This is a genomic window from Desulfurella sp. (assembly GCF_023256235.1).
Taxonomy (GTDB): Bacteria; Campylobacterota_A; Desulfurellia; order Desulfurellales; family Desulfurellaceae; genus Desulfurella.
Window position 1 is genome coordinate 48,066 of the sequence record NZ_JAGDWY010000058.1, and the last position, 12,279, is coordinate 60,344.

A 12,279-nucleotide genomic window follows, 5' to 3' on the forward strand; every position below is an offset into this window, starting at 1 on the left:
CATATGTATATGCCCATTTGCATAAGGCGGTCCATCATGTAAAACGAACATATTACTATTTTTTCTTGATTCCAAAATTTTATTATATATATCTTTATCTTCCCAAAATTTTAAAATTTCTAATTCTTTAATAGGCAAATTTGCTTTCATTGGAAAAGCAGTTTCTGGCAAATTAAGTGTGTTCTTGTAATCCATTTTCTTTCCCCCTAATTGCAGCTCTAAATTTAAATTTTAAACTTAAGAATACTTCATTCATAAGTTTTTCTATATCTTGATCCGAAAGTGTTTTGTCCTGGGAATATAACTCTATTCTAAAATTTAGACTCTTTTTGTTTACCATATCGTACACATCAATAAGATTTACTTTATAAACAAATTCAAAATTACTGATAGTACTTTTTATTTCATCTACACGTTCACTTTTATCAACCACAATATTTAAATCTCTAACAACTATCGGGAATTTTGGCAAAAACTTATAATGAAAACTCTTGAATTTATCAAAACTGTCAATTAAGATCTCTCCATATAAAACACCTGATTTTAAAAACTTAATCTCGAAAATATCATAAATATTTGGGTGAATTTCGCCAAAAAAACCAATATAATTTCCATTGTTATAGACAGCTAAAGTTTTTTTGGGGTGCATAAATGCAAGCTCTTGACTTTTAAATTCTATATTACACTCAAATAAACCAAATATTGCCTCAAATAATCCTTTTATATCATAAAAGTCAAATAAATTTTTTTGCGTATACCAATTTAGTGGTTTAAATCCATGTAATATTATGCCAAGTGCATTACTTTCGTTTTCCAAATCAAAAATTTTACCAATTTCAAATAACGCAATGGATTTTATATTGTGATTTAAATTAAAAACTAAATTTTCCATTAAACCTAAAAAAAGCGTATTTCTCATACAGTTTTGTTCTTGTGTTAAGGGATTTTTTAAATACAATAGATTACTTGAATTGGTAAGTTTTGATAGTAAATGACCATCAACAAATGAATAATTTATAGCTTCAAATAAACCATTTGATTTTAACAATAGCCTAATTGAGTCTTTTTTATCTTTAATAGACTTACAGCTTAAGCTTACACAAGGGCTTGTAGATGGCAGTTTATCATAGCCATCAATTCTAGCTATCTCTTCTGCAATATCTTCCATATTTTCAATATCAATACGATAAGTGGGGACAATAGCAACTAATTTCGAAGTCGTCTCTTTAATCTCAAAACCTATTTTATAAAATTTTTGTTTTTCATATTTTGCGCCTAAAAAATCATTTATTTCATCTACAGTAAAAGGTACCTTTTTTGGTTCTTTTTTTGTTACATTTTTTGTTATACCAATTACTTGAGCCTGTGCAAATTGTTTTAATAAATCTATAGCAAAATATGTTGCATATTCATTTAAATTAGGGTCAATACCCCGCTCAAATCTATAAGAACTCTCAGAAGACAACTTTAACTTTTTTGATGTTTTTCTTATCCGCTCTGGTACAAAATAAGCACATTCAAGTATTATGTTTTCTGTGTTTTCATCTATTTGACTATCCCTGCCACCCATTATACCAGCTATTGCAATAGCTTTTTTTTCATCTGATATAACAAGATCATCTTCAAGTTCATACTCTATATCATTTAAAGCTACAATACGCTCTTTCTTAAAAGCATTTCTAACAATAATCTGATTTCCAATTTTGTCTTTATCAAACGCATGCATTGGCTGACCTAAAGCTAACATGCAATAATTTGTAATGTCAACCACATTATTTATGGGCCTTACACCACACTTTATAAGTTTTTGTCGTATATCAAAACAAGAAGGTGATATTTTAACTTTCATATTACTTGCAATGTAACTTGGACAATCTTTATCTAAAATCACATTAAATTTATTATCTTCCTTAATTATCTGGCATTCTTTTAATTTTATTGGTGTATTGTAATAAATAGATACTTCTCTTGCTATACCTAAAATGCTTAAACAGTCAGCCCTATTTGGCGTAATGCTTATATCAAAAATAAAATCGTTAAATACTTCCAAGTCTTTAAGTTTTGTGCCAACCTCAAATGAACTATCAAGGACAAATACATTGTTTGAAGTTTCTTCTAAACCAAGCTCACTTGCTGATAGCAAAAAGCCTTCAGAAATGTATTTCCCAAATTTCTTTTCTTTTACTATACCATTAAAATTAGTACCTACTTGCACAACACCAACTTTATCACCGATATCTAAATGATAATCACTTGTTACAATAGAAAGTTGTTTTTTTCCAATATCAACAACTAAAAGGTAAAGATTGTTTGGCAAAGGTTGCCTGGATAAAATTTTTCCTACAATACTATCAAAACATGCATCTTGTGTATTAATGATAGATTCGACTTCTAAACCAGATAATGTAAATTTTTCTGCTAATTCAAAAGAACTAACAGGTATATCCACAAATTCTTTTAACCAATTATACGATACTTTCATACTAAACCTTTTGGATAAAACGAATTACTAAATTGTTCCAAAAACCTTAAATCGTTTTCAAACATTAACCTTATATTGTCAATTCCATACTTTAACATTGCAAATCTTTCAACACCAAGGCCAAATGCAAAGCCTCTAAAACCCTCGTACCCTACATTTTTCAGTACATTTCTATGAACCATGCCGCAACCTAGCACTTCCAGATAACCAGTATTTGAACACACTCTGCAACCTTTACCACCACAAATAACACAGCCAATATCAACTTCAGCAGATGGTTCTGTAAATGGAAAATAACTTGGTCTAAATCTTACTTTTGTTTTACCAAAAAACTCATTTAAAAAAATTTCCAATACGCCTTTTAGGTCAGAAAACCTTATATTTTTATCTACAGCTAAACCTTCAATTTGGTGAAACATTGGAGAGTGTGTTAAATCCGAATCACGCCTGTAAACTCTGCCTGGAGCAATAAACATTAAAGGAGGCTTTTTTTTAAGCATTGTTCTAACCTGAACACCACTTGTTTGTGTACGCAACAATCTATTTTCGTCAATATAAAATGTATCCTGCATATCACGTGCAGGATGGTTTTTTGGTATATTCAACAACTCGAAATTATACAAATCAAGTTCAACTTCTGGTCCATCTTCTATACCAAAACCCATTGATAAAAAAATATCAGATATTTCTTTTATCACAAGATTAACCGGGTGAATACAGCCAATATTTGGACTTTTACCATCTAAAAACAAATCGATTTCCTGAATTAATTCCTGTTGTTTTTTGGTATTTTTTATATCCTGAAGTTTGCTTTCTATTTTTTGTGTTACAATTTCTTTTAATTCATTTAAAATTTTACCTTTTTGTATTCTATCTTCTTGTTCTAAACTACTCAGCTGTTTAAATAAATTAGTTAAATATCCATTTTTACCTAAAAAAAAACTTTTTATTTGCTTTATATCTTCTTGTGTCGTGGCTTTCTCAAGTTTTTCATCAAGCTGATTTAATACTTCATGCAAATTTGCCTCCTGTAATTAAACAACTTTTATGTTCTAACTTTATCTAAAAGTGCTCTAAAATTTTCTGGACTATTGATAGCTAGCTCACTAAGCATCTTTCTATTTAGTAATATATTTTTTTGCTTTAAAAGATTTATAAATTGGCTGTAAGTCAAACCATTTTCCCTCACAGCTGCATTAATTCGTGCAATCCATAATCTTCTAAACTGTCTTTTGCGCTCTTTCCTTCCTACATAAGCATTTGCTAAAGCTCTTCTTACTGATTCTTCTGCATTTTTAAATGTAGAATGCCTTCTTTGATAAAAACCTTTTGCTAATTTTAAAATTTTCTTGTGTCTTCTTCTTCTTACAATACCAGTTTTTACTCTCAATTTAAACCTCCAAGCATCATTCTGAGATTTTTAGCAATAGTACCTTTTAAAATACGAGCCTGACTTAATCTTCTTTTTCTTTTTGAAGATTTGTGCGAAAGCAAGTGACTTTTATTGGCTCTTCTTGTTTTTAAAAATCCGTTAGCTGTTACTTTAACTCTTTTTGCTGCAGATTTTTTAGTTTTAAACTTCATTAAAACATCCTCCAATTATTTTTTTGGTATAAAAGATACAGTTAACCTTCTTCCTTCAAATGTTTCTTTACCTTCTGGGACTGCATAATTTTCTAAATCATTTTTAATCCTATCGGATAAAACAAAAAACAAATTTTTCTTTTCAATTTCTCTGCCTTTGAAAAATATACTAAATTTTACCTTATCACCATTTTTTAAAAATTCAATTGCATTATTTAGTTTTACTTTGTAATCATTTTCAGCAATATTGAGCCTCATCTTAAGCTCTTTAACTTTCATTATTTTTTGTTTTTTCTTGCTTTTTTCTTCTTTTTTTTGCTTATCATACTTGAATTTTCCATAATCCATTATTTTGCAAACTATTGGATCAGCATTTGGCGCAATTGCAACCAAATCCAAATCAGCAGCGTGAGCTTTTTCCAAAGCTTCTTTAAGGCTTACTATACCAAGTTGTTTGCCGTCTTGATCAATTAGCCTTACTTTGTCAGCTTTAATCTGGTCATTAATTGGTGGCAGGTCACTTTTGGAAACTATAAAACACCCCCTGATTCATTCTTAATCTTTGTAATAAATTCATCAATACTAAATAGACCCAAATCTCCTTCTTTTCTTTTTCTAACCGAAACCCCATTTTTTTCACTTTCTTTTTGGCCTACAACAAGTATATATGGTATTTTTTCTAGCTCAGCATAGCGTATTTTCTTGCTTATGGTTTCGTTTCTTTTTTCTATATCAACTCTAATTTCGGCTTTTTTTAGTTGTTCATATATATCATTTGCATACTTATCAAACTTTTCGGAAATAGGAATTATTCTTGCCTGAATAGGTGCCAACCACAAAGGAAAATCGCCTGCATAATTTTCGATCAATACAGCGATAAAGCGTTCGATCGAACCAAGGATTACTCTATGAACCATAACAGGTCTTTTTGGCAAACCATCTTTATCTATATATTCTAAATTAAACCTCTCTGGTAATGTAAAATCACACTGTATCGTAGCACACTGCCATTTTCTGCCTATAGCATCTTTTAGTTTAACATCAATTTTGGGTCCATAAAAAGCTCCATCGCCTTCGTTTATTTGATATGGTCTTTTTGTATTTTCCAAAGCATTAATTAAAGCATTTGTTGCATTTTCCCAATCTTCATCAGTGCCAATTGATTTTTCAGGCCTTGTTGAAATTTCCATCTCGTAATCAAATTTAAATATGTCCATGGCATATTTTACAAAATCCAAAACACCTATAATTTCGTCATTTAGTTGTTCTTTTGTACAAAAAATATGCGCATCGTCTTGTGTAAATTCTCTAACTCTGAGCAAACCATGTAACACACCACTTTTTTCATGTCTGTGAACCACCCCAAGCTCAAAAAATCTTTTTGGCAATTCTCTGTAGGATCTTAAACGAGATTTGTAAACCTGGATATGTCCAAGACAGTTCATAGGCTTTATACCAAAAGAAACATTTTCAATTTCTGTAAAATACATATTTTCTCTGTAATTATCATAATGACCGCTAACTTTCCATAATTGAGTTTTTAGTAATTCTGGACCTCTAACAAATTCATATCCTCTTTTTAAGTGCTCTTTTTTCTCAAATGTTTCAATAATCTCTCTAAGCATTGCACCTTTTGGGTGCCAAATAACAAAACCAGCTCCTACATCATCATTTATACTAAATAAATCAAGTTCTTTCCCTAACTTTCTGTGATCCCTTTTTTTAACTTCTTCTAAAAAATTTAAATAATTGTCCAGATCCTCTTTTGTAGCAAATGCGGTGCCGTATATACGTTGCATGGTTGGGCGAGTTTCGTCGCCTCTAAAATAAGCACTTGCAACGCTCAAAAGCTTAAAATGCTTTAAATAATTAGTTGATGGTATATGTGGCCCCCTGCAAAAATCAACAAAATCACCTTGCTGATACAAGCTTACGTGTTCATCTGGTATGCTTTCTATAATCTCTACTTTGTACTCATCGCCTTTTTCTTTAAAAAGTCTTAAGGCTTCTTTTTTTGATACATTTGTGCGAGCAAATGGATAATTAGCTGCTGTAATCTTTTTCATCTGTATTTCAATGGCTTTTAAATCGTCCTGCGTCAGAGGTCTGCCCACATCAACATCATAATAAAAACCATTTTCTATTGCAGGGCCTATAGCAAACTTAGCATTTTTAAATAGTGCTTGAATGGCTTGAGCCATTATATGGGCTGCTGAATGCCGAAGAATTTCTAAACCTTCTTTTGAATTTATATCTATAAATTCTACATCGCTTTCTTTATCTAAAGTAAAATTTAAATCAACAATTTTGGAATCAACTTTTGCTGCTATAACATTTTTTAAATTATGTGTTTTAACATAATCAAATAAATTTACACCTTTTCCTATTCGCATTTGAACCTCTATATGGTGGGCGCAGGTGGTTTCGAACCACCGACCACTTGCGCGTCAAGCAAGTACTCTTCCCCTGAGCTATGCGCCCAATTGAGACTATTCATAGCATTTTATTTAAAAAATGTCAATTTACTTTTATCTGTGGCAAATCTTTTAGCGCTTTTTCAATTAACTCATCTGAAAATTCAGCATCTTGCATATTACCAGATAAGTAATTATCATAAGCTGCCATATCAAAATGGCCATGACCGCTAAAGCAGATTAAAATATTTTTTTGCTTTTGCTCTTCTTTGGCTATAATTGCTTCATTTATAGCAGCTTTTATTGCATGGGCTGTCTCTGGTGCTGGAATAATGCCTTCCGTTTTAGCAAAAAGTACTGCTGCTTCAAATACTTCCGTTTGTTTAAGCGTAATAGCTTCAATTAAACCATCTTTATAAAGCCTACTAATAATAGGCGAGTCTCCATGATAACGAAGCCCACCAGCATGTATAGAAGGAGGCATAAAATTATGACCTAGAGTATACATAAACAAAAGTGGGGTCATTTTTGCAGAGTCTGCAAAATCATAAGCGTAGACACCTTTTGTCAGCGTAGGGCAACTTTGAGGTTCTACTGCTATTACCCTTACCTTTTTACCGTTAATTTTATCTCTGATAAATGGTAAAGCAATACCACCTAAATTGCTCCCACCGCCGCAGGGCGCAAGTATTACATCAGGATACTCTCCAATAAGCTCAAACTGCTTTTTTGCTTCCAAACCAATAATAGTTTGATGCAGCAATACATGATTTAGGACGCTTCCAAGACTGTAATGCGTATTGGGGTTTTCAAGGGCTGCTTCAATTGCTTCACTTATGGCTATACCCAAAGACCCATTGTTATGTGGATCTTTTTCTAAAATTTTTCTACCTATATTCGTTGTGTTTGAAGGTGATGGATATATCGTAGCACCCCATACATTTATCATTGATTTTCTGTATGGTTTTTGCTCATAGCTAACCTTTACCATATAAACCTTTACATTTAAACCAAACATACTGCCAGCAAACGCCAGTGCGCTTCCCCATTGGCCTGCTCCAGTTTCTGTAGTCAAAGACAATATACCTTCTTTCTTATTGTAGTATGCCTGCGCTATAGCTGTGTTTGGTTTATGAGAGCCAGCAGGAGAAACTGATTCGTTTTTGTAATAAATTTTAGCCGGTGTATTCAATGCTTTTTCTAAATTATAAGCTCTAACCAAAGGCGTTGGTCTATATATTGCATAAATTTCTCTAATTTTTTGAGGTATTTCTATCTCACTTTTATTGCTTAATTCTTGTTCAATCAGCTCTTTTGCAAATAAACGCTCAAGATCCTGCGGATTTAAAGGTTGATTTGTGGCTGGATTCAAAGGCGGTTCTATTTTATTTGGTAAATCTGGCAATACATTATACCAATATTTTGGCATATCCGATTCATTAAGCAAAATCTTTTTTACTTCCATTATCTACTCCTTAATAATCTTATCACAAATTTATAACACTATTGATAAAAAATTTCAACAATAAAAATATCAACTAACCAAAAAAATACCTTCGTGTAAACATTGAACTATTTAAAACATAAACATGTTTTTTTGGATCTACTTGCTTTATATAATTGAGTTCTTTCAATGTTTTTATGTGTTTGTATACAATTACTTTTGATAAACCCAAATCTTCTGCAATAATTTCTGGATCGCCTTTAATTTGCCAATTATCTGTAGGTATCTTTGAGGCTTCATTAAAAAACCACCATAATGTATTTAATGCTCCCCCTAATTCTTTTTCTTTTATATCTTTCAATATTTGAATAATGGTCGATTTTGGTATATCAATATAAATAGTCATAAATCACATTCACTTTCTACCTAGATACGCTTCTACAACTTTCTGGGAAGATAAGAGCTCTTCAGATGTGCCACTCAACACTATTTTCCCCACTTCCAATACATATCCTCTATTTGCAAATTTTAAAGCCGCTTTGGCATTTTGTTCTACCATAAGAATTGTAACACCACTGTTTCTAATTTGCTTTACAGTATCAAAAATAATCTTGGTTAAAGCAGGTGATAATCCAAGGCTTGGCTCATCTAAAAGTAAAAGCTTTGGCTTGCTCATTAAAGCCCTTCCAACTGCTAACATCTGTTGCTCACCACCTGAAAGTGTTCCTGCGAGTTGTTTTGATCTTTCTTTTAATCTTGGAAAAAGATTATAAATCCATTCAAGCGTGTTTTTGTCAATTTGTTTTTGCGTATATGCTCCAAGCATCAGATTTTCATATACTGTCAATGTACCAAATATCCTTCTGCCTTCTGGCGCATGTGATATACCTAAACGCACTATTTTATGGGGATGCAAGTGATCAATTCGTTTTCCTTCAAAAATTATTTCTCCTTTTTTTGGCTTTACCAGACCACTTATGGCTCTTAGCGTTGTGGTTTTGCCTGCACCGTTTGCGCCTACAAGTACAACTATTTCTCCGGATTTTACATTAAAAGTAATATCTTTTAAAGCTACAATAGAACCATAAGAAACTTCTAAGTCAGTTATTTGTAAAATTGTTTCCATTATTCACTTCCCAAATACGCTTCTATTACCTGTGGATTTGATTGAATTTCGCTTGGAATACCTTCAGCTATTTTTTCACCAAAATTCATCACTATTATATATTCTGCAAGACTCATCATCATATCCATATCATGTTCAATAAGAAGTATTGTAATACCCATAGCTTTAATCTGATATATTAAATCAACAAGCTCTTGCGTTTCTTTATTATTTAAACCTGCTGCTGGTTCATCTAAAATAAGCAACTTCGGTTCACTAGCAAGAGCTCGCGCTATTTCAACTTTTCTTTGTAATCCATAAGGCAAACTACTAACAATTGAAGTTGTATATTCACTCAATTTTAACAAATCAATATAATATTTTATTTTTAACCAATTTTCTTTTTCATCTTTAAAGTATTTTGGCGTCCTAATTAAGCTATCAAACCAAGTTTGTCTACATTTAGTGTGTCTGCCTGCCATAATATTTTCTGCAACACTCATAGATGGAAACAGTCTAATAGTTTGAAATGTTCGTGCGATGCCTAACTTTGATATAACATGAGGTTTTAAACCCGTTATATTTTTTCCATCAAAGTAAATAGTGCCTTTTTCAGGTTTATATATACCCGTTATACAATTAAAAACTGTGGTTTTACCAGCTCCATTTGGTCCAATGAGACCCAAAATCTGATTGTTTTTTACTTCAAAACTTAAATTATTTATTGCAACTATACCACCAAATGTTTTAAAAACATTATTCAATTGCAAAAGCATACTTAACTCTCTTTGGTTAAATACTTTGGTAATTTTCCAAACTTTGCAGGCCAAATACCTTGAGGACGTAATATCATAGTTAAGATCATAGCAATGCCAAAAACAAAATATCTTGCTGTTGCAAACTCTCTAAAAAATTGAGGCACAACAAACATAACAAAAGTACCAAGAAGTATTCCAGGTATAGACGATGGGCCACCAACAATAACTATAGTAAAAAAAAGAACAGATTGTGTAAAGTTAAATGTTTCAGGACTTACAGCAGCGTATTGAATTGCAAAAATTACACCTGCTAAACTTGCGACACCAGCTCCCAAAGCAAATGCTAAAACTTTATAAAATCTTTTATTTACACCAAAACTTTCTGCTGCTATTTCACTTTCTCTTAAATAATGAAACGCTCTTCCTAATTTACTTTTATCGATATTGTATATAATAAGCATTGTAATTAACAAAATAAACCATGCAAAGTAATAGATTGCCCTTTGACTTGAGATATTTATTCCAAATATCACTGGCGTTCCTATACCAAATATTCCATTTGGACCACCTGTTAAGCCAAATAAATTATTCTGCAATGCCTGGTAAAAAATTATATTAAAACCAATTGTTGCAACAAGTAAATAATCTCCTCTTAGATGAATTATTGGCCATGATATGATAATCCCAAACAAAGCGGATAATGCTATAGCAATAGGAATTGTATAAATTATAGGAATATTGTATACTGTATTTAAAATTGCTGCAGTATAAGCACCAATGCCAAAAAAAGTAGCATGACCCATATCAAACATGCCTGCTTTACCCAAAACAATATCCTGACTTAAAGCCACCACAGAGTAAAGTGCAAATGTTGTACCTATATCAACCCATGATGGATCAACAAAATGCGGATATAAAATAGCAATTAAAAAATATAAAACATACCAGACTAAGCTTTTTCTCATCAAACTTTCTCCGCTACTCTTTCACCTAAAATGCCTGTTGGTTTTATAATCAAAATTATAATTAAAAGTGCAAAAGTCAAAGCCTCAGACCATGCATTAGATATATAACCTGCAATGAGAACATTAAAAATTCCAAGCAACATTCCCCCAAGCATAGCTCCAGGAATATTTCCAATACCACCAATTATTGCTGCAATAAAAGCATTAAGTCCATAAATCCATCCCATTTGGAAATAAAGTTCCCTATAATAAATACCTATAAAAAGACCGCCAATAGAGCCCAAAAAAGAACCAAGCGCAAATATTGCTATTATTATACCATTAACATTAATGCCCATTAATTTTGCAGCATCTTGATCTATAGCACTTGCTCTAATAGCAGTTCCTATTTTTGTCTTATTAATAAATATATACAAAGCAAGCATTAAAATGATTGAAAGTAAAAGTATTGCTATTTGAGTGGAATTAATAACAACACCGCTTATATGCCATCTGGCACTCGGAAATACATTTGATGGAAAAACCTTGATGTTTGGTCCCCAAATTAGCATAATACCGTTTTCTATCGCAAGAGATGCACCAAGCGCCGATACGACTGCGCTAAGTCTGGGTGCTTTTCTTAGCGGTCTATAAGCCAATCTTTCTAAGATTATGCCAAATAAAGATATAAACATCGCCGTTACAATAAACATTAAGATAACAGCCCACAAATTAGATAAATGCATCCCAAAAGCCTGCATAAGAACAGTTAATCCCACATAGGCCGCAAGGGCCACAAGGTCACCATGTGCAAAGTTGATTAACTTCATTACACCGTATACCATGGTATAACCTATGGCCACAAGCGCGTAAATACTTCCTATAGCCAAACCATTAACAATTTGCTGTAAAAAAATTTCCATACTTAGTCTTCTTTGTAAACTACTTTATACTGGTTATTGTCATAAATTTCATAAGCCATAAACCTGCTACCAGCTCTTTCACCATCTTTTGTGAAAGTTATTGGACCAGTTATACCTGGAAAATCTTTTAAATTATGCAAAAAAGCAGCCAGTTTTTTCGTATCAGTCGTTTTATTTTTTTCAATTGCATACATTATTGCTCTTAAGCCATCTGCATTAAATAGGGTCCAAATGCTTGGTGGCATCATATGGTATTTTGCCTGATAATCTTTTAAAAATTCTTTTGCTAAAGGATATGGTAAGATATTTGGCCTTGGCACATTAATCATATAAACGCCATTTGCAGTTTTTCCTGCAAGCTTAAAAAATTCAGGGTTATCATTGGAATCTCCACCCACAAAAGCAGCCTTTATGCCTAAAGCAACTTCTTGTGCCCTAATTAATCCGCCATCTGTATAATAGCCGCTAAAATAAATAACATCAGGGTTCATAGACTTAATTTTAGTTAAAATTGGTGTGAAGTTTTGTGAACCAGCTTGAATTTTTCCTCTATAAATTACATTTCCACCGAGTTTTTTTATAGCTTGTTCTGTAGCGTCGGCTAAGTCTGTAGAGTATGTGGAAT

General features: G+C 32.1%; 14 protein-coding genes and 1 tRNA gene. All 15 read right to left on the reverse strand.

The genetic code is table 11. The features are described from left to right. On the reverse strand, positions 1-195 hold a 195-nt coding region (locus Q0C22_RS05815; RefSeq protein WP_291492719.1), incomplete at its 3' end, for a class I tRNA ligase family protein. Then, positions 173-2,482: a phenylalanine--tRNA ligase subunit beta gene (gene pheT / locus Q0C22_RS05820; RefSeq protein WP_291492721.1), complete on the reverse strand. Its 2,310-nt coding sequence runs from the start codon at positions 2,480-2,482 to the stop codon at positions 173-175. The genes Q0C22_RS05815 and pheT, both read right to left, overlap by 23 nt. Then, positions 2,479-3,501 carry a phenylalanine--tRNA ligase subunit alpha gene (gene pheS / locus Q0C22_RS05825; RefSeq protein WP_291492723.1) on the reverse strand — a complete coding sequence of 341 codons (1,023 nt, stop codon included), beginning with the start codon at positions 3,499-3,501 and terminating at the stop codon, positions 2,479-2,481. The genes pheT and pheS overlap by 4 nt, the downstream gene beginning before the upstream one ends. A gap of 26 nt (positions 3,502-3,527) precedes the next feature. Further along, positions 3,528-3,872, reverse strand: coding sequence for a 50S ribosomal protein L20 (gene rplT, locus Q0C22_RS05830; RefSeq protein WP_291492725.1), 345 nt, complete (start codon positions 3,870-3,872; stop codon positions 3,528-3,530). Next, the gene (rpmI, locus tag Q0C22_RS05835; protein ID WP_291492727.1) at positions 3,869-4,066 is read right to left on the reverse strand and encodes a 50S ribosomal protein L35; all 198 of its coding nucleotides are present in this window, start codon (positions 4,064-4,066) and stop codon (positions 3,869-3,871) included. The genes rplT and rpmI overlap by 4 nt, the downstream gene beginning before the upstream one ends. A gap of 15 nt (positions 4,067-4,081) precedes the next feature. Beyond that, positions 4,082-4,615: a translation initiation factor IF-3 gene (gene infC, locus Q0C22_RS05840; protein ID WP_367172116.1), complete on the reverse strand. Its 534-nt coding sequence runs from the start codon at positions 4,613-4,615 to the stop codon at positions 4,082-4,084. Then, entirely contained in the window at positions 4,597-6,459 is a 1,863-nt protein-coding gene (gene thrS / locus Q0C22_RS05845) for a threonine--tRNA ligase (RefSeq protein WP_291492729.1), read from the reverse strand. Before thrS ends, infC begins: the two co-directional genes overlap by 19 nt. Positions 6,460-6,472: 13 nt before the next feature. Next, a tRNA-Val gene (locus Q0C22_RS05850) sits at positions 6,473-6,547 on the reverse strand. Positions 6,548-6,583: 36 nt separating this feature from the next. Then, positions 6,584-7,945: a TrpB-like pyridoxal phosphate-dependent enzyme gene (locus tag Q0C22_RS05855; protein ID WP_291492731.1), complete on the reverse strand. Its 1,362-nt coding sequence runs from the start codon at positions 7,943-7,945 to the stop codon at positions 6,584-6,586. Positions 7,946-8,018: 73 nt separating this feature from the next. Beyond that, positions 8,019-8,330, reverse strand: a complete 312-nt coding sequence (locus Q0C22_RS05860; RefSeq protein WP_025391541.1) for a winged helix-turn-helix domain-containing protein — start codon at positions 8,328-8,330, stop codon at positions 8,019-8,021. Positions 8,331-8,339: 9 nt separating this feature from the next. Next, positions 8,340-9,050: an ABC transporter ATP-binding protein gene (locus Q0C22_RS05865; protein ID WP_291492734.1), complete on the reverse strand. Its 711-nt coding sequence runs from the start codon at positions 9,048-9,050 to the stop codon at positions 8,340-8,342. Further along, positions 9,050-9,805 (reverse strand): ABC transporter ATP-binding protein, encoded by a 756-nt coding sequence (locus Q0C22_RS05870; protein ID WP_291492737.1) that lies wholly within the window; start codon positions 9,803-9,805, stop codon positions 9,050-9,052. The genes Q0C22_RS05865 and Q0C22_RS05870 overlap by 1 nt, the downstream gene beginning before the upstream one ends. Before the next feature lie 2 nt (positions 9,806-9,807). Further along, positions 9,808-10,752, reverse strand: a complete 945-nt coding sequence (locus Q0C22_RS05875; protein WP_291492739.1) for a branched-chain amino acid ABC transporter permease — start codon at positions 10,750-10,752, stop codon at positions 9,808-9,810. Then, positions 10,752-11,654, reverse strand: a complete 903-nt coding sequence (locus Q0C22_RS05880) for a branched-chain amino acid ABC transporter permease (protein ID WP_291492741.1) — start codon at positions 11,652-11,654, stop codon at positions 10,752-10,754. The genes Q0C22_RS05875 and Q0C22_RS05880 overlap by 1 nt, the downstream gene beginning before the upstream one ends. 2 nt (positions 11,655-11,656) lie before the next feature. Next, positions 11,657-12,279: branched-chain amino acid ABC transporter substrate-binding protein (locus Q0C22_RS05885; RefSeq protein WP_291492743.1), on the reverse strand; the 623-nt coding region annotated here is incomplete at its 5' end.